The organism is Curtobacterium sp. MCLR17_054, assembly GCF_003234335.2.
Classification (GTDB): Bacteria; Actinomycetota; Actinomycetes; order Actinomycetales; family Microbacteriaceae; genus Curtobacterium; species Curtobacterium flaccumfaciens.
The window spans coordinates 1,010,530-1,033,286 of sequence record NZ_CP126263.1 but is presented as its reverse complement, the minus strand read 5'-3'; the positions used below and the strand labels follow the sequence as shown (position 1 = coordinate 1,033,286).

The 22,757-nt window shown below is 71.5% G+C and carries 19 protein-coding genes; 7 read left to right on the top strand and 12 right to left on the bottom strand.

Features of this window, described 5'->3' with window-relative positions:
* Positions 1-183: 183 nt before the first annotated feature.
* The 4 genes from DEJ08_RS04980 to DEJ08_RS04965 all read right to left on the bottom strand — a co-directional run bounded on the left by DEJ08_RS04980 (position 184) and on the right by DEJ08_RS04965 (position 5,390).
* A complete protein-coding gene (locus DEJ08_RS04980; protein ID WP_111055653.1) occupies positions 184-2,172 on the bottom strand; it encodes an ArnT family glycosyltransferase in 1,989 nt (662 codons plus the stop codon).
* A complete protein-coding gene (locus DEJ08_RS04975; protein ID WP_111055652.1) occupies positions 2,169-3,674 on the bottom strand; it encodes a glycosyltransferase in 1,506 nt (501 codons plus the stop codon). The genes DEJ08_RS04980 and DEJ08_RS04975 overlap by 4 nt, the downstream gene beginning before the upstream one ends.
* Positions 3,671-4,168, bottom strand: coding sequence for a GtrA family protein (locus tag DEJ08_RS04970; protein ID WP_258367311.1), 498 nt, complete (start codon positions 4,166-4,168; stop codon positions 3,671-3,673). Before DEJ08_RS04970 ends, DEJ08_RS04975 begins: the two co-directional genes overlap by 4 nt.
* Positions 4,169-4,385: 217 nt before the next feature.
* Positions 4,386-5,390 (bottom strand): aldo/keto reductase family protein, encoded by a 1,005-nt coding sequence (locus DEJ08_RS04965; protein WP_071405490.1) that lies wholly within the window; start codon positions 5,388-5,390, stop codon positions 4,386-4,388.
* A 362-nt stretch (positions 5,391-5,752) separates the two neighbouring features.
* Between DEJ08_RS04965 and DEJ08_RS04960 the strand changes: the two genes are divergently transcribed.
* From DEJ08_RS04960 to DEJ08_RS04945, 4 genes are all read left to right on the top strand, one after another.
* Positions 5,753-6,685, top strand: a complete 933-nt coding sequence (locus tag DEJ08_RS04960) for a putative endonuclease domain-containing protein (RefSeq protein WP_284180505.1) — start codon at positions 5,753-5,755, stop codon at positions 6,683-6,685.
* A 109-nt stretch (positions 6,686-6,794) separates the two neighbouring features.
* Complete coding sequence (locus DEJ08_RS04955; protein ID WP_027464630.1) at positions 6,795-7,355, top strand: YceI family protein; 561 nt, start codon at positions 6,795-6,797, stop codon at positions 7,353-7,355.
* 683 nt (positions 7,356-8,038) lie between these two features.
* A complete protein-coding gene (locus tag DEJ08_RS04950; protein ID WP_027464629.1) occupies positions 8,039-8,605 on the top strand; it encodes a TIGR03086 family metal-binding protein in 567 nt (188 codons plus the stop codon).
* The gene (locus DEJ08_RS04945; RefSeq protein ID WP_084741119.1) at positions 8,602-9,633 is read left to right on the top strand and encodes an aldo/keto reductase; all 1,032 of its coding nucleotides are present in this window, start codon (positions 8,602-8,604) and stop codon (positions 9,631-9,633) included. Before DEJ08_RS04950 ends, DEJ08_RS04945 begins: the two co-directional genes overlap by 4 nt.
* 82 nt (positions 9,634-9,715) lie before the next feature.
* Here the strand turns inward: DEJ08_RS04945 and DEJ08_RS04940 are convergent, their stop codons facing one another.
* On the bottom strand, positions 9,716-10,642 hold the full coding sequence (locus DEJ08_RS04940) for an oxygenase MpaB family protein (RefSeq protein WP_111055661.1): 927 nt from the start codon (positions 10,640-10,642) through the stop codon (positions 9,716-9,718).
* A gap of 95 nt (positions 10,643-10,737) precedes the next feature.
* Here DEJ08_RS04940 and DEJ08_RS04935 point away from each other — a divergent pair, with 95 nt between their 5' ends.
* The gene (locus tag DEJ08_RS04935; protein WP_111022668.1) at positions 10,738-12,420 is read left to right on the top strand and encodes a long-chain-fatty-acid--CoA ligase; all 1,683 of its coding nucleotides are present in this window, start codon (positions 10,738-10,740) and stop codon (positions 12,418-12,420) included.
* Between the two features lie 27 nt (positions 12,421-12,447).
* On the opposite strand, the gene DEJ08_RS04930 is transcribed toward DEJ08_RS04935, so the two are convergent.
* The 4 genes from DEJ08_RS04930 to DEJ08_RS04915 form a co-directional block, all read right to left on the bottom strand.
* Positions 12,448-13,455 carry an EamA family transporter gene (locus DEJ08_RS04930; RefSeq protein WP_111046350.1) on the bottom strand — a complete coding sequence of 336 codons (1,008 nt, stop codon included), beginning with the start codon at positions 13,453-13,455 and terminating at the stop codon, positions 12,448-12,450.
* On the bottom strand, positions 13,452-15,353 hold the full coding sequence (locus DEJ08_RS04925; RefSeq protein WP_250897460.1) for an APC family permease: 1,902 nt from the start codon (positions 15,351-15,353) through the stop codon (positions 13,452-13,454). The genes DEJ08_RS04930 and DEJ08_RS04925 overlap by 4 nt, the downstream gene beginning before the upstream one ends.
* A 154-nt stretch (positions 15,354-15,507) precedes the next feature.
* Positions 15,508-15,786 carry a hypothetical protein gene (locus DEJ08_RS04920; protein ID WP_111055662.1) on the bottom strand — a complete coding sequence of 93 codons (279 nt, stop codon included), beginning with the start codon at positions 15,784-15,786 and terminating at the stop codon, positions 15,508-15,510.
* Between the two features lie 11 nt (positions 15,787-15,797).
* A complete protein-coding gene (locus DEJ08_RS04915) occupies positions 15,798-17,198 on the bottom strand; it encodes a PspC domain-containing protein (protein WP_181439081.1) in 1,401 nt (466 codons plus the stop codon).
* Between the two features lie 114 nt (positions 17,199-17,312).
* Between DEJ08_RS04915 and DEJ08_RS04910 the strand changes: the two genes are divergently transcribed.
* Positions 17,313-18,548, top strand: a complete 1,236-nt coding sequence (locus tag DEJ08_RS04910) for an ATP-binding protein (RefSeq protein WP_111055664.1) — start codon at positions 17,313-17,315, stop codon at positions 18,546-18,548.
* Positions 18,545-19,207: a LuxR C-terminal-related transcriptional regulator gene (locus DEJ08_RS04905; protein ID WP_111031130.1), complete on the top strand. Its 663-nt coding sequence runs from the start codon at positions 18,545-18,547 to the stop codon at positions 19,205-19,207. Before DEJ08_RS04910 ends, DEJ08_RS04905 begins: the two co-directional genes overlap by 4 nt.
* On the opposite strand, the gene DEJ08_RS04900 is transcribed toward DEJ08_RS04905, so the two are convergent.
* The 3 genes from DEJ08_RS04900 to DEJ08_RS04890 are packed head-to-tail and all read right to left on the bottom strand — an operon-like array spanning position 19,208 to position 21,905.
* Entirely contained in the window at positions 19,208-20,056 is an 849-nt protein-coding gene (locus DEJ08_RS04900) for an ABC transporter permease (protein ID WP_111046345.1), read from the bottom strand.
* Entirely contained in the window at positions 20,053-21,054 is a 1,002-nt protein-coding gene (locus DEJ08_RS04895; protein ID WP_111022661.1) for an ATP-binding cassette domain-containing protein, read from the bottom strand. Before DEJ08_RS04895 ends, DEJ08_RS04900 begins: the two co-directional genes overlap by 4 nt.
* 59 nt (positions 21,055-21,113) lie before the next feature.
* Positions 21,114-21,905: a hypothetical protein gene (locus DEJ08_RS04890; RefSeq protein WP_071246581.1), complete on the bottom strand. Its 792-nt coding sequence runs from the start codon at positions 21,903-21,905 to the stop codon at positions 21,114-21,116.
* Positions 21,906-22,757: the final 852 nt, after the last annotated feature.

Below are 22,757 nucleotides of genomic sequence, written 5' to 3'. Positions count from 1 at the left end.
GGCGCTCCGCCCCGACGTGTTCGCGGAGAACGGTTCCGCGGCCGCCCCGGCGAGCGGGCGAAATGCCAGGGTCCACGCCGGAGCCCTCCGGGCATTTCGCCCGCTCGCGGAACGCCCGCTCGGGGGTTGCCCGCTCGCGGGACGCCAGCTCGGCCGGCTCCCACTCGGCCGAGCGATCGGGGGTCACGAGGCGCTCGTCGCGGTCGTCGTCGGGTCGGCCGGGGCGTACGTCACCGTGAGCCGTGCTCCCTCGCGCTCGACCGAGTCCGGCCGGAACGCCTGGGACATGGCGTCGAAGGTCCGAGCGACCCGTGCTGCCGAGGCGTCGTCGCTCGTGTGCAGGACGACGGTGCGGAACGGCTGGCCGGTCTCCCCGGTGCGCGGGGTGAACCGGTCGACCCGCACGTCCTGGTCGGCGAGCACCTGACCGAGCGCGATCATCGCCCGCGAGTCGACCTGTCCGGCGCGGAACTGCGACTTCGTGCCGTCGTCCGCACGCAGGGCCGGGTTCGAGGCGAGCTCGGTCCCCAGGGTCTTCCGGACGTCGGTGGCCCGGGTGATCGCGGTCTCGGCGGCACTGGCTCCCTCGGCGTGGACCCGGCGGACCTCGACCTGCTGGTCACCGGTGCCGAAGGTCGCGACGGCCGTGGAGTTCTCGATCGCCTGCCGCACGTCGGTGGACGAGTTGCCGCCGGTGCGCATGGAGTCCGTCGTGATGACGTAGTCCGAGTCCTTCCAGCCGTTCGGGTTCTGCCGTTCCACCGCTCCGTCGGTGTCGAGCTTGTAGTACCAGACGACGTTGTTCCGGGCGAAGCCGTCGTCCACCAGGTCGACCCACATGGCGTCGTCGACCAGCAGACGCGAGGACTTCGGCACGTTGTCGCCCACCCACTGCTCGGCCTGCTGCATGGGCAGGTCGAGGTTGCCGAGCAGGAACCCGCGCAGCTGGGTCCCCCACAGCGGCACCGCGACGACGAGCGCCGCAGCCGTGACGACGGCCCAGGTGATGCCGAGGCCGCGCCGTGCCCTCGGGCCGAACCGGCTCCGGGTGTGGACCCGACCGGCGATCGTCAGGACGGCACGCTCGGCGGTGTACGCGACGAGGAGCGCCGCGAACGGGATGAGCATGATGACGTACGGCACCGGCAGGTACCCGTTCGGCCGGAACATCACCGCGAGCAGGAACACGAGCATCGCGGCGATCGGTCGGACCCGGCGCAGGAACAGCCCCACGACTGCGGCGACCGAGCCGAGCACGATGAACACCGGGTCGAGTGCCCACCACTGCGCGGCGGCCTCGTTCGCCAGGCTGCCCCCGTCGAACACCGATCCGGAAGCGGTCCGCGAACCGAGCTGGTAGGTGACGCCCTCCCACAGGCTGACCCGCCCGGCACCCGGAACGAGTTCGCCCTTCACCGCGGCGAGCAGCAGGTACCCGCCGCCGATCAGCACGAGCACGGCCCCGGCGACGCTGAGCGTGTACCGGCGGGTGCTCTTGTCGGCGCGACGCACGGCCATCCAGATGAGGAACGGCAGCGCGAGCAGGTAGGTCTCCTTGGACAGCACGGCGATGCCGAGGCAGGCAGCGGCACCGGCGAACCCGGCGAGCTGCTGGCGACGGCTCAGCACGAGGACGAACGCGGCGAGCAGCCAGGGCGTCGCGACGTTGTCGATGTACACGGTGCGGTGGTACTGGAGCGCGAGCGGTGACAGCGCGAAGACGAGTCCGGCCACGGCCGCCGTGATCCGTCCGGCACCGAGCCGCCGGGCCAGGACGAACAGCAGGATGCTCGAGACGGCGGAGAAGAACACCATGGCCTCGCGCCCGGCCTCCACCGCGAAGGGGTACCGCGCGAACGCCCCGGTCAGCCCGGTGTACCCGGCGATCTGGATCCATCCGAGCGGCGGGTGGTCGTACCAGTACGTGTAGTGGGTGAGCTCGCCGAGGTTCGTGATCGCCCACGCCTGGGCGGTGTACGTCCCCTCATCGTCGATGCGCTGCGGTGTGCCCGACATGTTCCAGGCCTGGACGAGCACGGTCACCGCGACGACGGGCAGCAACCACGTCAGGCTGGCTGCGTGCCGGCGGAACCACGCCCCGATGCCGGTGCGGTGGGCGGTGGAGCCACCACGGATCGGGATGCCCGTGGTGTCGGTGATGCTGGCGGTCATCGGGTGCCTCCCGTGGTGGTGCCGGCGAACGCACGATCGGACGACGCTGCGCCCGCGGACGACGCTGCGCCCGATCCGTCCAGGTCCGAGGCGAAGCCGACCACCTGTCCGGTGCGGTGCTGGCCGGTGTGCTCGGTCTTCTCCCACCCGTTCTGGCCCTTGGCGTGCCGGACGACTGCCCGGACCGCCGCTGCGGCGAGGAACACCTGGTACGGCACCAGGCCGAGCACGAGCCGCACGTAGTCGCGGAGCCGGACCTTCTCGCCGTACAGGCGGCCGAACTCGTTCAGCCCGACGATCTCGACGGCCAGCAGCATCAACGTCGGTGCGACCGGGATGAACGACACCAGGGCGATCGCCGTCGGCACCTTGACGAACAGGATCATCAGGACGCTCAGCGGGATGAGCAGCCCGGTGGCCGCCTGGATGAACGGCATCGTGAGCATGTAGCGGGCGAAGAACCGCTGCCGGAAGGACGGCAGCTTCTTCCACTCCCCCTTGCCCAGCACCTGCAGGAAGCCCTGGTTCCACCGCGTGCGCTGCTTGAGCAGCGAGGCGAAGGTCGGCGGGGTCTCCTCGCGGGTGACGGCCTCGGGACTGTAGGCGACGACGACCTTCGCGCCGTCGGCGGAGAGCCGCACGCCGAGCTCGCAGTCCTCGGCGAGGCAGTGCGCGTCCCAGCCGTTCGACCACTCCAGGCGGGAGCGCGTCACGAAGACGGTGTTGCCCCCGAGCGGGATGAACTTGGACCCGGCGTGGAAGTGCAGGCGCGAGCGGAACCAGAAGTAGTACTCCAGGACGTTCCGGAGCGACCACCAGCTCGACGTGAAGTTCATCAGCTGGACGCCGCCCTGCACCACGTCGGCGTCGGTCTCCTGGAACCGCGAGTCGACGAGGGAGAGCAGCCGCGGGTAGACCTCGTCCTCGGCGTCGAACACCCCGACGATGTCGCCCGTCGCGTGCTGGAGCGCCAGGTTCATCGCCTTCGGCTTGTTCTTCGGCAGGGTGTCGTCCACCACGACCTTGATCAGGGAGGGGTGCCGAGCCGCCGCAGCACGCACGACGGCGTCGGTCTCCGGGTCGTCCTCCCCGACGATCGCGATGATCTCGAAGTCGGGGTGGTCCTGGGTCGCGAGCATGTCGAGCGTCTGCCCCATCACGTCCTGCTCGTGCCGACCGGGCACCAGGAGCGTGAACCGGTGCGCCGCCGGCCGCGGGGTCTGGCTGAAGCTGGTGGACTTCAGCGCGTCCCGCGAGCGCCAGGCGTGCAGCATCCACCAGAGGGTGGTCAACGCGATGATCGTGAGCAGCACGGAGAGGGCGATGAGGGTCGAGTAGCCGAGCCACTCGCCCAGCGACCAGGCGGCCTGTGGGAGCTGCCCCGAGCCTCCCGTCGGCACGTCCGTGGTCCCGCGGTTCGGGACGTCCCCGGTCGTGCCGGGGCGTTCGTCGGGCTGGAGCAGCGGCCCTGCGGCCGTCAGCAACACGGCTGAGATGGTCATTCGGGGAACCCCTTCGGACGTGTGTCGGTGGACCGGAAGACGAGGGCCTTGTACGCGGCGAACCGGAACGCGGTGCCGAGGACGAGGCCGACGCCGTTGCCGGCGACGTTGTCGGCGAGGGTGGACGTGAAGCCGAGGACGTAGTGCGAGACGAACAGGCAGGCAGCGGCGATGCCGAGACCGACGAGGTTCGTGGCAGCGAAGAGCAACCCCTCGCGGACGGTCTCGCGGCGGCCGGTCTGGCGCTGGGAACGGAAGGTGATGAAGCGGTTTCCGAGCCACGCGACCGAGGTCGCCACGATGGCCGACACGATCTTCGCGGTGATGGGGCCGTCCGACATGACGGTGGCGCGGAGCAGGTTGTAGACACCCAGGTCGATGACGAAGCAGACGGCACCGATGGTGCCGAACGACGCGAGTTGCCTCGCGGTGGCGAGCAGGCGCGGGACCGTGCCAGGGCGCACGGTCCGCACCGCACCGGTGTCGGGTGACACCAGAACGGGGGTACGAGTTCGGGTCATGCCCCCGATTCGGGGGGCGTGGTTGGGTGGTTTGGGCGGGGTACGCGACTTGCCAGGCCTCTGCCAGATGCGCGACACATGCCGTTCATCTTGACGATCCGTCAGCTGCGGTGGTCAGGGGCGCACGGACGACGGACGGGAGGCCCGGTGCCAGCTGGCACCGGGCCTCCCGTCCGTCGGTCGGTTGCGTCTACGCGGGGCGCGACGACGGGGACACGTTCTTCGACGCGTCCCGTTCCGGGATGTCGCCGAGTGCCTCGTCGATCGCCGCGAGGGCGTCCGCGTCGAGCTTGACGCCGGCGGCCTTCACGTTGTCGGTGACCTGCTGCGGACGCGAGGCGCCGACGATGGCGCTCGCGACGTTCTCGTTCTGCAGGGTCCACGCGATCGCGAGCTGCGCGAGCGTGAGGCCGGCCTGGTCGGCGACGGGCTGCAGGCGCTGCACGGCTTCGAGGACCTCGTCGCGCATGAACCGCTTGATCATGTCCGCGCCGCCCTTCTCGTCCGTGGCACGCGAACCCTCGGGCAGGGGCTGACCCGGCTTGTACTTGCCGGTCAGGACGCCCTGCGCAATGGGCGACCAGACGATCTGCGACAGGCCGAGCTGCTTCGAGGCGGGGACGACCTCGCCCTCGATGACCCGCCACAGCATCGAGTACTGCGGCTGGTTCGAGATGAGCTGGAAGCCGAGCTCCTTGGCGAGTGCGGCACCGGCGCGGATCTGCTCGGCGGACCACTCGCTGACGCCGATGTAGAGCGCCTTGCCCTGGCGGACGACGTCGGCGAAGGCCTGCATCGTCTCTTCGAGGGGGGTCTCGTAGTCGTAGCGGTGTGCCTGGTAGAGGTCGACGTAGTCGGTCTGCAGTCGCTCGAGCGAGCCGTCGATCGACTCCATGATGTGCTTGCGGCTGAGGCCGACGTCGTTGTGTCCCTTCGGGCCGGTCGGCCAGTAGACCTTCGTGAAGACCTCGAGGGACTGGCGCCGCTCGCCCTTGAGCGCCTCGCCGAGGACGGTCTCGGCGGCGGTGTTGGCGTACGTGTCCGCGGTGTCGAACGTGGTGATGCCGGCGTCGAGCGCTGCCCGCACGCACTGGGTGGCGACGTCGTTCTCGACCTGCGAGCCGTGCGTCAGCCAGTTGCCGTAGGTGATCTCGGAGATCTTGAGTCCGGAGTTGCCCAGGTACCTGAATTCCATGGTCCCGACGCTACTGGAGTGAGCGCGCACGTGAGGGGTCCCGCGAGTGCCTGTCGGGGGTGGTGGGGCGTGTGGGTGCGGGTCGGATCCGCGAGCGGGCGAAATGCCACGGTGCTCTTGCCAGCCCACCCATACCTTTCGCCCGCTCGCCTGGATGACCCCGGGCTGCGACTTCCGCGCTCCCTGCGATCGCCTCGACCCCCGCGAGCGGGCGAAACACCGCGGTGCGGTCGGCAGCCGGCACGGTGTTCCGCCCGCTCGCGGGGGCAACCGTCCCTCCACAGCGGCGAGAGCGGGCAAAGCCGTCCACAGAGGAGGCCCGACTCCCGTCCTCGGGGTCGGCTCGCCGTCACGCTGTGGAGATGACCGCAAGACGCCGACTCCCGATGGCACTCCGCGACGCTTCGTTCCGGGTACGGGATGCGCTGCACAGAGGCGTTTCTCGTGGCCGACTCGACGCTCGAGATCTCGTCCGCCCGTTCCACGGCGTCCGTTCAGCGTTCCCACCGGAGTCCGTGGATGAACGCGCAAGGGCGCTCGCTCCTCGACTCCGCCCCGATCAGGTCTTCAGTCACGTCACTGCGGCAGCGATCATCGGCGTCCCGCTCCCCCGTCGTCTCGAACGCGATCAGCGGTTGCACGTCACGACGATCGGGACCGACCAAGCGCTCCGGGTTCGCGGCACGGTCGGCCACCGAGCCCGGTACGGGTCAGTCCGCGCGACGATCGCACGAGGAGTGCCACTGACCACTCCGGCCGACACGTTCGTCGCACTGGGCTCGATGCTGACGCTCGACGAACTCATCGTCGCGGGCGATGCGCTCGTGGGGTGGCTCGGCTGGGCGACGCTCGAAGAACTCGCCCAGGCCGTCCGACGACGACGGGGCATCCGCGGGATCGTGAAGCTCCGCCTCGCGCTCGACGAGATCCGGAGGGGATCTCGGTCTCCCGGAGAGACCCGGACACGGCTGGCACTCGTCCGCCGCGGACTCCCGGAACCGGCACTCAACCACGATGTCGTCGTCGACGGGCAGTGGGTCGCATGTGTGGACCTCGCCTACCCCGAGGCCAGGGTCGCGATCGAGTACGAGAGCGATCTGCACCGCACCGATCCAGCCACCTTCCGGAAGGACCTGACGCGCGGGGAGCACCTCAAGGACGTCGACTGGTGGCTCGTCAGAGCAACAGCAGACGACGTCGCGCACGGCGTCGTCCGTTTCGTGGACCGCATCCGTCGGCTGCTCGAGGCCGGCGCCAGAGGAGCCCACGACACGCGGTTTGCGACACTTGGGTGAACAATGGTTGACGCTTCAACCAAAACGGTGCACACTGGCGTAGTATCAACTCGATGCAGGCGCATGGAACGCGTCGCACCGCAGACTCTCGTTCGGAAGAAGGACCACCATGACGCTCACCGCTGACACCGTTCCCGGCTACAAGACCGGCACCTGGAAGATCGACCCGACCCACTCCGAGGTCACGTTCTCGGTCCGCCACCTCGCCATCAGCAAGGTCAAGGGCAAGTTCGAGACGTTCGACGCCACCGTCGTCACCGCCGAGAACCCGCTCGAGTCGACCGTCGAGGCCAACATCGACGTCGCGTCGATCAACACCGGCCAGGAGCAGCGCGACCAGCACCTCAAGACGAGCGACTTCTTCCTCACCGAGGAACACCCGCAGCTGACCTTCCGTTCGACGAGCATCGAGGCGAAGGGCGACGACCTGCACATCGCGGGCGACCTGACCCTGCGCGGCGTCACCAAGCCGGTCGTCCTCAAGGCCGAGCTGGGCGGCTTCACCACGGACGGCTACGGCCAGGTCAAGTTCGGTGCCGAGGCGACCACGAAGATCGACCGCACCGAGTTCGGTGTGAACTGGAACGCGGCGCTCGAGGCTGGTGGCTTCACGCTCGGCAACGACGTCACGATCAACCTCGACGTCCAGTTCGTCCTCCAGGCGGCCTGAGCCACCTCTGACTCAACGCCCGACTGAGGGCACCGAGCGGCACTCCCCGAACCCGAGAAGAACGCCCCGACTCCGCACGGAGTCGGGGCGTTCTTCGTTGTCGGCCCCGCTCCGCCGACCACGAGCGGGCGAAACACCCCGGCCCTTCGTCCTGTCTCATCAGGCATTCCGCCCGCTCGACGATGCCGGGCGCCGAGGCCGACGCTGACGTCAATCCACGCGATCACGTCCACGCCGGCACCCATGCGCATGCCCATGCCCATGCCCATGCCCATGCAAACACCCACGCCACGAGCGGGCGAAACACCGTGAAGATCCCCGTAGCACGCCGGACATTTCGCCCGCTCGCGCAAGGACCCGAGCGCGAGGCGGGCGAGCGACCCCGGCGAAGATCGGGAGCGCGGCCGAGCGGGCGGAATGCCCGGGACACGGCGGGGACGAAGTGCGGCATTTCGCCCGCTCGCGGAACGGGGCGCGAGCACGCGCGGGACAGTGAGCCAGCGGGCACGAGCGCCCGGGCGCCCCGGCCCCCGCCCCGGCACCGCCCCGCCCCCGCCCCCGCCCCCGCCCCCGCGTAACGTTGGCACGTGCGACGGCACCGAGGGGAATCCGCACGCCGGACCCCGAGTTGCACGAGAGGCACCAACCACGAGCACGCCCGCACGACGAACAGGAGCACCACCATGGCCACCGACTGGATCGCGATGCAGGCCCTCGCGGCAGCCGAGTTCGGCCGCCGCGTCGCCGCCGTCACCGATTGGGACGCCCCCACCCCCGACTCCGAGTGGACCACCCGCGACCTCGTCGCCCACGTCGTCGACGAGCAGCGCTGGATCCCGAAGCTCCTGACCGGGTGCGACTACGCCCAGGCCCAGGCCGACCTCGAGCCGATCGGCGACGACCTGGTGGCCGAGTGGCACCGGTTCGCCACGGCGGCCACCGACGCCTGGCGGAACGCACCGCAGGACACCCCCGTGCACCTCAGCACCGACGTCGTCCCCGCCGCGCAGTACCTCACCGAGCAGACGAGCGACATCACGATCCACACGTGGGACCTCGCCCGGGCGACCGGCACCGAGGAGTCCCTGCCCGACGAGCTCGTCCGCGCCGTGTGGGAGTACTTCGAGCCGCAGATCGAGGACCTCGCCGCCACCGGCCTGTACGCACCCCCGGTCGACGTCACCGAGGACTCCCCGCTCCAGGTCCGCCTGCTCGCCGTCACAGGCCGCGATGCCAGAGTGACGGCATGACCACCGACACCAGCGGCACCACCACGGAGACGAGCAGCATGACCACCGACACGAAGCGCCTCGGCAACTCGGGGCTCGAGATCAGCAGCGTCGTCCTCGGCATGATGTCGTACGGCGACCCGGACCGGGGCTCGCACGCCTGGAGCGTCGGCATCGACGAGGCCCGCCCGTTCGTCCGCCGCGCGTTCGAGGCCGGCATCACGACCTTCGACACCGCGAACGTCTACTCCGACGGCAGCAGCGAGGAGATCACCGGCACGCTCCTCGCCGAGCTGGCTCCGCGCGAGGACGTCCAGGTCTTCACGAAGGTCTTCAACCGGATGCGTCCCGGCCGGAACGGCGCCGGGCTGTCCCGCGCGGCGATCATGCACGAGATCGACGCGTCCCTGACGCGCCTGGGCACGGACTACGTCGACCTGTACCAGATCCACCGCTTCGACCCGGTGACGCCGATCGAGGAGACCATGGAGGCCCTCCACGACGTCGTCAAGGCCGGCAAGGCGCGCTACATCGGCGCGAGCAGCATGTGGACGTGGCAGTTCGCCGAGATGCAGCACACCGCGGAACGCCACGGCTGGACGAAGTTCGTGAGCATGCAGGACCAGTACAACCTGCTCGAACGCGAGGAGGAGCGCGAGATGCTCCCCTTCTGCGAGCACACCGGCGTCGGCGTGATCCCGTGGAGCCCCCTCGCCCGCGGCCGCGTCACCCGCCCCTGGGACGCCTCCGGTTCGGGTTCGCGCGCGCAGACCGACGAGTTCGGCAAGACCCTCTACAAGCAGGACGAGGACGCCAACCGCGCGATCGTCGACGCGGTCGAGGCCGTCGCCACCGAGCGCGGCGTCCCGATGGCGCAGGTCGCCCTGGCCTGGGTCGCCGGCAAGCCCGCGGTCTCCGCGCCCATCGTCGGCGCGACGAAGGAGCACCACATCGACGACGCGGTGGCCGCAGCGTCGCTGACGCTCACCGACGACGAGGTCACGCGACTCGAGTCCGCGTACACGCCCCGGGTGCCGTCGGGTTTCTGACGCCCCCACGAGCGGACGGGAGGCACGGTGCCAGCTGGCACCGTGCCTCCCGTCCGTCAGGTGGTCGCGGTGACGGCCGTGGTCAGGCGAGCGCGCTGCCGTCGGCGCGCTGCAGGCGCGCGATGCGCCGCCGCGCGGCCCGTTCGGAACCGGTCTGGTCGTCGAGCACCGCACCGATCCCGTCGAGCACGAGCTTCGTGGTGCGGACCACCGGCAGCTCCACCGGGCCGACGATCGGCGCACGGAGGCCGAGGAGCGACCGGTGCCGCGGGTCGAGCGTGGACACGGCGCCCTGGAACACCGCGCGGTAGCCGGGTCGCAGCAGGCGGGAGAGCGGCGGGTCCTTGATGAACCGGACGACGTCGCGGGTGCGCGAGTCCACCAGGAGTTCGCCGCGGTCGAGGTACCCGTTCATCTGGGCACGGAGCTCCGCCTCGGACTCGGGCGGGTCGACGATGCGCATGAGGCGCCCGGCCTCGGCCCACTCCCGCACGTAGGCGTCGGCGCCGCCGGGGATCGGGCCGCCCCACCGCTGGGCGGCGCGGAGGAACGCGTCGGTGAAGGCGAGGTGCACCCAGCGCGCCAGGTCTGGGTCGTTCGCCGCGTAGGGGCGGGTGGTGCCGTGCGCGTCGACGTACTGCCCGCGGACCCGCTCGTGGAGCCGGAGCACCCAGTCGCTGCCGCTGCGGGCGGTCTGGCGGTCGCCGTACGTGACCGTCGCGATCCACCGGCTGGTGCCCGCCAGGCGACCGAACGGGTCCTCGCGGTACCGGGAGTGGTCGGCGACGCCGGCGAGCGCGCCGGGGTGCAGCGCCTGGACGAGCAGTGCCCGCACGCCGGCGACGATGCCGTGGCTCCCACCGTGCACCGCCCACGTGGCCGAGCCCGGACCGAAGAAGCCCGCGTCGGTGCCGTGTTCCAGGTCGTCCATCCAGGCTTCCGTGCCGGTCGAACCACCCGTGAACGTCTGGTTGAGGCGGGACCGGAAGACGTCGGAGACAGTGGACATGTCGTCATGTTCCGTCCGTCACCTGGGCACGGGGGTGGCATCGCGCAAAGTGGCCCTCCCAGCGTGCACGGGGGTGGCCCACTAGGTTGGGTCGGGTGAGCATCGACACGCCTCGTCCCTGGCTTGCCTCGTACGCCCCGGGGGTCCCGCACGACATCGAGGAACAGAGTGGTTCCCTGTACGACCTGGTCGAGCAGTCGGCCCGGAAGTTCCCCAGGCAGGTCGCCCTCGAGTTCTTCAAGCGCACCACGAGCTACGCCGACCTCGAGGAGCAGATCCTCCGCGCGGCGAACGGCCTGCGGAAGCTCGGCGTGGGCGCGGGTGACCGCGTCGCCATCGTCCTGCCGAACTGCCCGCAGCACATCGTCGCGTTCTACGCGGTACTGCGGCTCGGCGCGATCGTGGTCGAGCACAACCCGCTGTACACGCCGCGGGAACTCCGCCACCAGTTCGAGGACCACGGCGCCAAGGTCGCCATCGCGTGGGACAAGTCCGTCGCGACGCTGCAGGACTTCCCGGCCGACGTGCACCTCGACGCGATCGTCTCGGTCGACATCACCCGCGCCATGCCCCGGAGCACCCGGCTCGCCCTGTCGCTGCCGGTCGCGAAGGCCCGCGAGTCCCGCGCGAAGCTGACGGCGAAGGTGCGCGGCACGGTCAAGTGGGACGACCTCGCCGACACCCGCAAGCTGTCGAAGCGGCACCCGCGGCCGGCCACCGACGACGTCGCGCTGATCCAGTACACGTCCGGCACCACCGGGACGCCCAAGGGCGCGGTACTGAGCCACCGCAACCTGCTGGCGAACGCCGCGCAGGCCCGGGCATGGGTGCCGCAGATCCGCCGCGGCGACAACGTCGTGTACGCGGTGCTGCCGATGTTCCACGCCTACGGCCTGACGCTCTGCCTGACCTTCGCGATGAGCATGGCCTCGCGGCTCGTGCTCTTCCCCGCGTTCGACCCCGCCCTCGTCCTGACGGCGATCAAGCGCCACCCACCGACGTTCCTGCCGGCCGTGCCGCCGATCTACGCCCGGCTGCAGCACGCGGCCGACTCGGCGAAGGTGTCGCTCAAGGGCATCGAGATCGGCATCTCCGGCGCGATGCCGCTGTCGCAGGACATCGTCGAACCGTGGGAGGCCCGGACCGACGGCTACCTGGTCGAGGGCTACGGCCTGTCCGAGTGCTCCCCGGTCCTGATGGCCAACCCGGTCTCCCCCGAGCGTCGACTCGGATCGATCGGCCTGCCGCTGTCCTCCACCGAGGCGCGCGTGGTCGACCCCGACGACGACACGAAGGTGCTCGGCATCGACGAGCCCGGCGAACTGCAGGTCCGTGGCCCGCAGGTGTTCCGCGGTTACTGGGGCAAGGCCGAGGCCACCGACGAGGTCTTCACGCCCGACGGCTGGTTCCGCACCGGTGACATCGTGGCCATCGACGCCGACGGGTACGTCCGGATCGTCGACCGCCTCAAGGAACTCATCATCACCGGCGGCTTCAACGTGTCACCGTCCGAGGTCGAGGACACCCTGCTCAAGCACCCCAGCGTCAAGGAGGTCGCGGTCGTCGGCATCACGCAGGGCGGCAACGAGCAGGTCGTCGCGGCGGTCGTGCCGAAGGACCCCTCGACGTTCGACGCGGCCGCGCTCCGGGCCTGGTCACGCGAGCACCTGGCGGCGTACAAGGTGCCGCGCCGGGTCGTCGTGGTCGAGGACCTGCCGCGCTCGATGATCGGCAAGGTGCTGCGGCGGAAGGTGCGGGACCAGATCCTGGACGGCTGACGCGCGGCGGCCGGGCGCCGGCGCTGATCAGCGGGCGCGCCGCGCGGGCAGCGCCAGCACGGACAGCCCGGCGACCACCAGCACGATGCCGGCCCATCCGCCGACCCCCAGGCGCTCCCCCACCACGAGCACCGCGAGCACCGCGGCCACGACGGGCTCGAGCAGGGACAGCAGCGTCGCGACCGACGCCGTCACCGTCCGGAGGCCGAGCGCGTACAGCGAGTGACCGATCACCGTCGGCACCAGCGCCAGGTAAAGGAACACCGGCCAGTTGCCGGCGTCGGTCAGGAACGGCCCGCCCGCCACCACGGCGAGCACGACGAGCGGCACCGCGGCCACCCCGAACACCGCGCCGACGAGCCCGCGTTCGTTCGGCCCGCGGGCAGCCCGTGCGGCCGCGACCCCGACGTCCCCACCGACCGGCATGCTGTCGGACTCCGCGCGACCGACGGCGATCGGCATCCGGCTCGTCGCTGCGTGCATCCCCCGCGCCACCGCCCACGAGTACAGCGCGTACGTCAGACCGGCGACCAGGGCGCTGCCGACGCCGACCGCGAGTGACCGCCCGCCGCCGTCGTGCTCGGAGCGCGCGAGGGTGACGACGACCATGCCGACCACGCTCACCAGGGTGGCGACGACCCACCGCCGGGTGACGCGCCTCCGGTCGGCGACCCACTCGACCAGGCCGGCGAAGACGGGCGACGAGCCGATGGCCAGGGTCGTGCCGAGCGCGACCCCGGCGTCGGCGAGGGCCGCGTAGAACGCGACCGCGTAGACCACGAGCGACGCGGCACCGAGCAGTGCCCAGCCGCGGGTCCGGCGCTGGGCGACGGCTCGCAGCGTGCCCCGACCAGCGGTCGCGGCGAGCACGAGGCCGCCGAGCCCGAAGGTGACCGCACCGAACACGAACGCCGGCACACCGGGCGCGAAGTGCGTCGCGGTCCCGGTGGTGCCCCAGACCGCCGCGGCGACCGCGATCGCCGCCAGGCCGCCGACGGGCCTGGAGGCACGCCCCGCGCCCGGTCCGTGGCTCACGAGACGTGGACGCTCGGCCGTCGGTTCACTTCGGGTTCCGCTTCGCGCAGGACCTCGCGCGTGACGGGGGCGACGTCGCCGGCACCGGTGAACACGAAGCGCAGGGCGTTGCGGATGGGGCTGCCCTCGTTCCACTCGAAGTAGATGCTCGGCACCACCCCGGCGAGGTCGCGGATGGCGAGGAGCGTCGACGCGATGGTGTTCGGGACGTTCCCGGAACGGACCTTGAGCACGCGGAACCCGTGGATGACGTGGCCTTCGACCACCAGGTCCTCTTCGAAGTCGGAGGAGTCGGCGGGCAGGACCTCGAGGAACATCGTCGGCACGCGGGCCGGGATGCCTGAGTCGCGGCGCTCCTCGCGCCCCTTGGCCCGGTATGCCTCGGCGGTGCCGGCACCGGGTTCGTTCGCGATGATGCAGACGGAGCTGAACTGGTCGGCGTCGGCCTCGACGAACTGGCGGGCGGTCGCGTCGAGCTCGATCGACGACGCCCGGAGCTCGAACGAACGCCGCACGCGCGAGATGAGCGACACCACGACGATCGCGATGATGAAGATCGCCGCGATCCGCACGCCGTCGGGCCGCTCGATCACGTTGGCGACCGTGGTGTAGACGAACACGACCGAGATCACGCCGAACGCGATGGTGCGCTTGCGCTGTTGCTTGCGGCGCGCGGACAGCGTCACCGCGACCGCGGCGCTCGTGATGAGCACGAGCACGCCGGTGGCGTAGGCGCCGCCCTGCGCGTCGACGTCGGCCTGGAAGATGATCGTGATCACGAACGCGATGAGCGTGAAGATGATCACGAGCGGACGCACCGCACGAGCCCACTGCGGTGCCATGCCGTAGCGCGGCAGGAACCGCGGCACCAGGTTGAGGAGCCCCGCCATCGCACTCGCGCCGGCGAACCACAGGATGGCGACGGTCGAGAAGTCGTAGATCGACCCGAACACGCCGCCCATGTACTCGTGCGCCAGGTACGCCAGGGCGCGCCCGTTCGCACCGCCGCCCGGCTGGAACTCGCGCTGCGGGATGAGGAACGTCGTCACGATCGACGACGTGATGAGGAACGAGCTCATGATGAGCGCCGCGACGGTCAGCAGGCGCTTGGTGCCACGGATCCGGCCCTCGGGTCGGTCGCTGGTGTCGTCGGTGGCGTCGCCGCGGACCTGCGGCATCACCGCGACACCGGTCTCGAACCCGGAGAGCCCGAGCGCGAGCTTCGGGAACACGATCAGGGCGATGCCGACCATCACGAGCGGGTTGCCGTGCTGCGCCGTCAGCCCGGACCACCAGTCGCTCGCCACCATCGGGTTCTCGAACACGTGCCAGAGGGCGACGATGATGACGACGGCGTTCAGGGCGAGGAACACCGCGACGAGGCCGACCGCGATGCCGATGGCCTCCTTGAACCCGCGCAGGAACACGATGCCGAGCAGGAGCAGCAGCGCCAGGGTGAGCGGCACCGGGATCTCGGTGAACCAGTGCGGCGTGTACGGGTTCTCGGCGATGTGCGCCGTGGCGTCGGCCGCCGACAGGGTCATCGTGATCATGAAGTCCGTCACGGCGAACCCGAGCAGCACCAGCACGAGCAGCTTGCCCGCCCACCACGGCAGGAGCTTCTCGAGCATCATGATCGACCCGGCGCCCCGGAAGCTGTCGTGCGCGATCCGGCGGTAGACCGGCAGCGCCCCGAACAGCGTGACGAGCACGAGGACGATCGTCGCGATCGGCGACAGCAGCCCCGCGGCGAGCGCGGCGATGGCGGGCTGGTACCCGAGGGTGGAGAAGTAGTCGACGCCGGTCAGGCACATGACCCGCCACCACGGGTGAGTCTTCTCGACCTCGACCTGGTGCGGGCCCTGGTGGGAGGCTCCCTGGTCGGCCCCGTGCAGCATCCACCGGCGCAGGCGGGTGCTGCGGTCGAGGGGCTGCTCGGTGGCGTCGCGCTGGGCGGCCCGCTCGGCGTCTGTCGCGGTCACGTGGATGATGCTAAGCCGTCCGGGTGACCCCCGTGCACACCCGGACGGTCCTGTGGACGGGGCGCTCCCACTACCGCCGTGTGCGGGACAGTGTCGCCACGATCCCGGCCACGACCAGCAGCACACCGGCGGCGATGCAGGCGGCGAGCAGCAGGGTCGTGGTGTCCACTGAGAACATCGGCAGCGCACTCACGGCCATCGCCCCGGCGAACACGAGCATCAGGACGCCCCACAGGATCGTGCCGAACCGTGGACCACCTCGACGGGGCCGTGCCGTCGGCCCGTCGGGAGCCGCCGGTGGAGCCATCGGCGCAGTCGTCTCGTCGTTGGTCGTTCCGTCGTTCGTCATCGTCCCGTTCCTCACTCGCCGACCGTGATCGCCCGCGGCACGTCCACGCCGCCGCCGAGGATCCACAGGTGCACCGTCGTCGTCTCGTCCGCATCGGCCGTGCGTGCCGCACGGTTCTCGAGCGTGGTGGTCCGGAGCACCCCACCGGCGCCGTCGTCGTCGCCTCCGCCGGTGTCGATCCCGTAGCCGACACCGCTCACCTCGACCCGCACCGGCAGGTCGGTCGGCAGCAGCACGTCGGCCCCGCCGGCGCCCAGCCAGAGGTTCACGTCGCCCCCGACCGCCGACGGTTCGAGCTCGCGGAGGTCCAGCGTCGGACCGCCGGCCAGCATCGCGAAGTTCCGTTCAGTCCCCGGGGCGGCCCGTTCCACCTGCCACGTGGTGCCGCCGATCAGCGAGACCTGCGTGCCGGCGGGCAGGACCCCGGTGACCACCAGGGCCACCGCTGCGACCGTCGAGAACAGTCCGAGCACGTCGTCATCGCGGCCGCGGATCCCGGCGACGATCGTGGCGATCGCCAGCACCGCGAGCGCCGCGGCGATCCCGAGGACCGGGACGGACCACCCGGCCTGCTGCGCCCAGAACGCGACCCCGGCTCCGGCGACGAGCGCGAGTCCGAGGGACACGGCGACGTACGCCGCCCCGGGTCGCCGCTCCACCCGCTCGGCCCGCCGTTCGGCCGCCCGCTCGCGTTCGGCGCGCATCCGCTCCTCCTGCTGCCGTCGCCGGTCCTCGGGGCTCGCGGGTGCACCCCACTGCCAGGAGGCCCGTCCCGCGTCCGTCGCGCCGGTCGCCTCCGCGGTCCACGCGTTCCGGGCCGGGTGCGGCTCCTCGGGGCTGGTCCAGAAGTCGCCCCGCGGTGCAGCGGTCGGTCCGGTGCCGGTGCCGGTGCCGGTGCTCGCGGTCCGCTCACCGTCCACCCCGCGTCGGGCCAGGACCACGATGAGCCAGACGATCCCGCCGACGAGCACGATGCTCCACGCGGTGGCCAGGGTCGCCTCGAGCCAGCCGGGCATCCCCCAGGCGTCCGGGACCCCCTGCCACCAGAGGCCGCGGGCGGCAGGCACGAAGGTGAGCGCCACGAAGGCGCCGATCGCGATGAGCGCCGGGTCCAGGACCCCGCGGATCATCCGCTCGACGTGGATGCGTCCGGCGGTGTCGGGCAGCAGCGCCCAGCCGACGGCGTAGGCGAGGAAGACCGGCCCGCCCAGCAGCGCGACGACGATCGTCACGCCGCGGACCACGAGCGGGTCGAGCCCGGTGCGGCGGGCGACGGCACCGCACACGCCGGCGAGCCAGCGGTCGTCGGTGCGCGCGATGCCGAGGCCGCGGACCCAGTCGAAGAACCGGGTCGTCGAGTCGGCGCTGCCGGCGGCGGTGCCGGGAGCGGAGTCGTGCTGGTGATCGGTCATGGCCACCAGCATCCCGGCAGTGCTGCGCCGACACCATCGGGGTTCCCCCTGACCGGTCCCTGATCTCGGCCCCGGACCCTGCTGCGACCGCCGTCCGGGTGCCAGGATTGCCCCATGGCCACCGCGACGATGACGCGCCCGACCCCCAGGGTCGTCGGCGGGGTCTGCAGCGGGTTCGCGGCGCACACCGGGCTGCCGGTCGGGGCCGTCCGGCTCGCCACCGCGGTCCTGGTGGTCTGCGGTGGCGCCGGGCTGCTGCTCTACGCCTGGCTCTGGGCGACCGTGCCGAGCGCCGCCGCCGGGGCAACCGCCGGACGTGCACCGCTCAAGTCCGTGCTGACCCCGGCCGCCGTCGTCGACCAGGACGAGACCACCGCGTCCGCCCGGCATGCCCCGGTCGTCGAGATCCTGCTCGGCCTGGCCCTGCTCGCCGCCGCCGGCGCGGTGGTCGCAGCGCGGATGGGGGTGGCCGTCCCCCTCGAGGTCATCGTCCCCGGCGTCGTGGTCGTCACCGGCGCCGCACTCGCCTGGCGGCAGTTCGACGCGCTCCGCAACGTCCGCACGGCCGGGTCCTCCGCCCTCGTCGTCCGGGCGCTCGGGGCCCTGGTGCTCGTCGTGCTCGGCATCCTGCTGTTCTTCACGACGAGCAGCCGCCCGAACGTCTGGACCGTGCTCACCGCGGCGGTGGCCGTCCTGGTCGGGGTCGCCGTCGTGGTCGCCCCGTGGGTGGTCCGACTCGTCCGCGACCTCGCCGAGGAACGCGCCGCCCGCGTCCGCGACCTCGAGCGCGCCGAGTTCGCGGCGCACCTGCACGACTCGGTGCTGCAGACCCTCGCCCTCATCCAGCAGAAGGCCGAGCCGGGTTCGGACGCGGCACGGCTGGCGCGGGCGCAGGAGCGCGAACTGCGGTCCTGGCTCTTCACCGAGCGGGCGGAACCGGCGCGCGACCTCGGCGCGCAGCTGCGGGACACAGCCGTGGACATCGAGGCCGAGTACCCCGCCCGCATCGAGGTCATCGCGGTCGGACCCGCCCGCAGCGACCTGCCGGACGGGCTCGTCGCCGCCGCCCGCGAGGCGATGCTCAACGCCGCCCGGCACGCCGGTGGGACCGTGAGCGTGTACGCCGAGACCGCCGGTGACCGGGTCGAACTCAGCATCCGCGACCGCGGCCCGGGCTTCGACGTCGACTCCGTGCCCGCGGGCCGGTACGGCGTCCGCGAGTCGATCATCGGCCGGATGCAGCGCCTCGGCGGCCACGCGACCATCGCGCCGGGGCCGGGGCACACCGGCACCGAGGTCCGGCTGACCCTGCCGCTCGCACCCGCGGCCCAGGACGAGGAGCACGCATGACCGAGCCCGCCCCGTTGACCGTCGCGATCGTCGACGACCACTCCATCTTCCGAGCCGGCGTGCGCGCCGGGCTGCCACCGGGCCTCCAGGTCGTGGGTGAGGCGGCGACCGTCGACGAAGCCGTGACGCTCGTCGCGGCCACCCGCCCGCGGGTCGTCCTGCTCGACGTGCACCTGCCGGGCGGCGCCGGCGGCGGCGGTGCCGAGGTCATCACGCGGTCCGCGCCGGGGAACCCGGACACCCGATTCCTCGCGCTGAGCGTGTCGGACGCCGCCGACGACGTGGTGCGGGTCATCCGCGCCGGCGCCCGCGGCTACATCACGAAGAGCTCGTCGAGTGCCGAGGTCGCCGAGGCCGTGACCCGTGTGGCGGACGGGGACGCGGTGTTCTCGCCGCGCCTGGCCGGCTTCGTGCTCGACGCGTTCGGAGCGGTCAGCGGCGAGACGGCGCAGCACGACGCCGAGCTGGACCGCCTGTCCGCCCGCGAACAGGAGGTCATGCGGCTCATCGCGCGCGGGTACGCCTACAAGGAGGTCGCGACGGAGCTGTTCATCTCGGTGAAGACCGTCGAGACACACGTGTCGAAGGTCCTGCGGAAGCTCCAGCTGTCGAACCGGCACGAGCTGACGGCGTGGGCGCTGCAGCGCAAGCTGCTCTGATCACTTCGCGCTGATCCTGGTGTACTTGTTGACCGCCCACGGCACGAAGACCACGAGCATCACGGCGATCCCGATCAGCACGGTCAGCACGGGGTGCTGCATCGTCCAGATGTCCGGCACCGGCGCGGACCCGACGTTGCCGAAGAGCTCTCGCGCGGCCTGCACGAGCGACGACACCGGGTTCCACTCCGCGAACACGCGCAGCACCAGCGGCAGGGTGTCGCTCGGCACGAACGCGTTCGAGATGAACGTCAGCGGGAACAGGATCATGAACGAGGCGTTGTTGATGACCTCGGGCGTCTTGACGCTCATGCCGAGCAGCGCCATGACCCAGCTGAACGCGTAGCTGAACAGCAGCAGCAGGGCGATGCCGGCCAGGAACTCGAGCGGCGACGAGTTCACCCGCCACCCGACCGCGAGCCCGGTGAGCATCATGATCGCCATCGAGATCGAGTTCAGGACGAGGTCGGAGTTGGTGCGCCCCACCAGCACGGCGGACGCCGACATCGGCAGCGTGCGGAACCGGTCGATCAGCCCTTCCTTCAGGTCCTGCGCCATCGCCGACCCGGAGAACGTCGCGCCGAACACCACGGTCTGCGCGAAGATCCCCGCCATCAGGAACTGCGTGTAGTCGGTCCCCTGCACCTGGATGGCGCCGCCGTAGACCTGGCTGAACAGCAGCACGAACATGATCGGCTGCAGCACGGCGAACACGAGCATGTCCGGCGACCGCTTGAGCTTGATGAGGTTCCGCTTGGTGACGGTCCAGCCGTCCTCGATCCAGACGGCGAGCGGCGAGGTGACGACGACGGGCAGCTGGCGGCCCGGCGCGAGGGACGTGGTGGTCATCGTGCCGTCTCCTTCTGCTTGGTGGCCGCGGGTGCGCCGGCGTCGTCGTCCGTCGCGGCGTGCCCGGTCAGGCGGAGGAAGACGTCGTCGAGGGTCGGGCGCCGCATGCCGGCGTCGTGGAGTTCGATACCGGCCTCGCCCAGGTCGGCGAGCACGCGCTGCAGGGCGGCCGGACCGGCCTCCACCGCGATGGCACGGGTGCGGCCGTCGCCCGAGGTCTCGACCTCGCCGACCCCGTACCGCCGCAGCACCGTCGTCGCCGCGTCGCCGTCGGCCTCGTCGACCAGGGTCACGACCACGCGGTGCCCGCCGACCTGCGCCTTGAGCTGGTCCGCGGTGCCCTCGGCGATGACGGCCCCGTCGTCGATGACCGCGATGTCGTCGGCGAGCCGGTCGGCTTCTTCCAGGTACTGGGTGGTGAGGAGCACCGTCGCTCCTTCGGCCACGAGGTCCTCGATGATGCCCCAGAGCGCCAGACGGCTTCGGGGGTCGAGGCCCGTCGTCGGCTCGTCGAGGAACAGCACGCGCGGGTTCATCACCAGCGCACCGGCGAGGTCGATGCGTCGCCGCATGCCGCCGGAGAAGCCCTTCACCGGACGGTCCCCCGCCTCGGACAGGTCGAAGACGTCGATGAGCTCCCGGGCACGATCGCGCGCTGTCCGGCGGCCCAGGTGGTAGAGCCGCCCGATCATCTCGAGGTTCTCGAACCCGGTCAGGTTCTCGTCCACCGCCGCGTACTGCCCGGACACCCCGATCGACCGCCGGGTGGCCTGCGGGTCGGCTATCACGTCGATGCCGTCGATCGTCGCGGTGCCCGAGTCGGGCGTGATGAGGGTGGTCAGCACCTTCACCACCGTGGTCTTGCCCGCGCCGTTCGGCCCGAGCAGCGCCTTCACGGTGCCCTGCGGCACCGACAGGTCGAGTCCGGCCAGCGCGTGCACCGGCCCGGACTTCGACTTGTAGGTCTTGGTCAGCCCGGAGGCTTCGATGATGGCCATGTCGCTCCTTCGTCGGACACGGTGGGTACCCGGGGGTCCGGTGGAGCGACGGACGTCACTCAGACGTCGAAGTCACCACCACCGAAGTCGCTGAAGCCACCGCCGAAGTCGGATCCGCTGTCGCCCCAGCCCGCATTGTCGAAGCCGCCGCCGTCGGATGCGCCGCCGTCGGACGCCCCGGCATCGCCGGATTCAGCACCAGTGTCCTCCGAACCACCGTCACCCGCAGCGTCGGTACCGCCATCGAACGAACCGGGGTCCGGCAGGAACGCGCTCATGATCGCCGAACCGATGACGTAGCCGGCCACGGTCCCGAGGATCGAGGCACCGATCATGCTGCCGAACGACGGACCGCCGCGCTGGCCACCGAAGCGTCCGCCGCCACCGCCGACGCCGCCGAGCGAGCGCTCCATGAAGCCCGGCTGGCGGATCTCGGAGCGGGTCGCCGACTGGGCGAGCGAGCGCGGGTCGTCACCACGGGGCGCCTCACCGGGAGGCGCGGTCCGGGTGAACTCGTCGTAGACCATGCGCCGCTGCTCGTCGGTCAGCTTGGCGAAGGCCTCGGCGTGGACCTCTTCGATGCGCTCCGGCGGTGCCGTGCGGAGCAGGTAGCGGTAGCGCTCGACCGCACGCTCGTCGTCGGTCGTCGCACCCTGCTGCTGCGTCGGCGCACCGCCCCACTGCGGGACGCCGTACTGACCGCCCTGCGGTGCGGACGGCGCCGGCTGCTGGTAGGACTGCTGGCCGTACCGGTAGCCCTGCTGCTGCGGCGGCTGCCCCCACTGGTTCTGCTGTGCGTCAGCGGATCGGTCACGCTCCGGACGTCCGAGCAGGCGGTCGAGGAATCCCATGGTCGATGCTCCTTCGGGTGCACGGTGGGCCCGGTCGGCCCCGTCGTGGACTGCAACACTACGAACCCCCGGCGTCGACTGACTGAGCGCCCGCTCAGAGTCGGCCGGGAGGCGCGTGCCGGGCTGGCACCGCGCCTCCAGTCCGCACCGTGCGTACCTGCACACCCCGTGCGCGGTTCGCAGCACCGCGCGCTTGCAGCGCCGCACCCAGCAGCCAACCCCACACCGCATCGCCGACCCCGCACCGTGCCCACCACCCACCGGCCGGGAGGCGCGTGCCGGTCTGACACCGCGCCTCCAGTCCGCACCGTGCGCACCTGCGCACCCCGTGCACGGTTCCCAGCCCCGTGCACGCTTGCAGCGCCGCACCCGGCAGCTAACCCCGCACCGGATCGCCGACCCCGCACCGAATCGCAGACACCGCACCGTGCGCACCTGCACACCCCGTGCGCGGTTCCCAGCCCCGTGCACGCTTGCAGCGCCGCACCCAGCGGCCAACCCCGCACCGAATCGCAGACACCGCACCGTGCGCACCTGCGCACCCCGTGCGCGGTTCCCAGCCCCGTGCACGCTTGCTGCACCGCACCCAGCAGCCAACCCCGCACCGGATCGCCAACACCGCACCGTGCGCACCTGCGCACCCCGTGCGCGGTTCCCAGCCCCGTGCGCGCTTGCTGCACCGCACCCAGCAGCCAACCCCGCACCGGATCGCCAACCCCGCACCGTGCCCACCACCCACCGGCCGGGAGGCGCGTGCCGGGCTGGCACCGCACCTCCAGCCCGCACCGTGCGTACCTGCGCACCCCGTGCGCGGTTCCCAGCCCCGTGCCCGCTTGCAGCACCGCACCCAGC

Coding starts and splice junctions, on each gene's coding strand:
- DEJ08_RS04950 (WP_027464629.1), top strand. CDS start 8,039: ATGGCCACCGACTGGATCGCGATGCAGGCCCTCGCGGCAGCCGAGTTC.
- DEJ08_RS04945 (WP_084741119.1), top strand. CDS start 8,602: ATGACCACCGACACCAGCGGCACCACCACGGAGACGAGCAGCATGACC.
- DEJ08_RS04955 (WP_027464630.1), top strand. CDS start 6,795: ATGACGCTCACCGCTGACACCGTTCCCGGCTACAAGACCGGCACCTGG.
- DEJ08_RS04965 (WP_071405490.1), bottom strand. CDS start 5,390: ATGGAATTCAGGTACCTGGGCAACTCCGGACTCAAGATCTCCGAGATC.
- DEJ08_RS04890 (WP_071246581.1), bottom strand. CDS start 21,905: ATGGGATTCCTCGACCGCCTGCTCGGACGTCCGGAGCGTGACCGATCC.
- DEJ08_RS04910 (WP_111055664.1), top strand. CDS start 17,313: ATGGCCACCGCGACGATGACGCGCCCGACCCCCAGGGTCGTCGGCGGG.
- DEJ08_RS04980 (WP_111055653.1), bottom strand. CDS start 2,172: ATGACCGCCAGCATCACCGACACCACGGGCATCCCGATCCGTGGTGGC.
- DEJ08_RS04895 (WP_111022661.1), bottom strand. CDS start 21,054: ATGGCCATCATCGAAGCCTCCGGGCTGACCAAGACCTACAAGTCGAAG.
- DEJ08_RS04920 (WP_111055662.1), bottom strand. CDS start 15,786: ATGACGAACGACGGAACGACCAACGACGAGACGACTGCGCCGATGGCT.
- DEJ08_RS04905 (WP_111031130.1), top strand. CDS start 18,545: ATGACCGAGCCCGCCCCGTTGACCGTCGCGATCGTCGACGACCACTCC.
- DEJ08_RS04900 (WP_111046345.1), bottom strand. CDS start 20,056: ATGACCACCACGTCCCTCGCGCCGGGCCGCCAGCTGCCCGTCGTCGTC.
- DEJ08_RS04960 (WP_284180505.1), top strand. CDS start 5,753: ATGACCGCAAGACGCCGACTCCCGATGGCACTCCGCGACGCTTCGTTC.
- DEJ08_RS04915 (WP_181439081.1), bottom strand. CDS start 17,198: ATGACCGATCACCAGCACGACTCCGCTCCCGGCACCGCCGCCGGCAGC.
- DEJ08_RS04940 (WP_111055661.1), bottom strand. CDS start 10,642: ATGTCCACTGTCTCCGACGTCTTCCGGTCCCGCCTCAACCAGACGTTC.
- DEJ08_RS04925 (WP_250897460.1), bottom strand. CDS start 15,353: ATGCTGCACGGGGCCGACCAGGGAGCCTCCCACCAGGGCCCGCACCAG.
- DEJ08_RS04975 (WP_111055652.1), bottom strand. CDS start 3,674: ATGACCATCTCAGCCGTGTTGCTGACGGCCGCAGGGCCGCTGCTCCAG.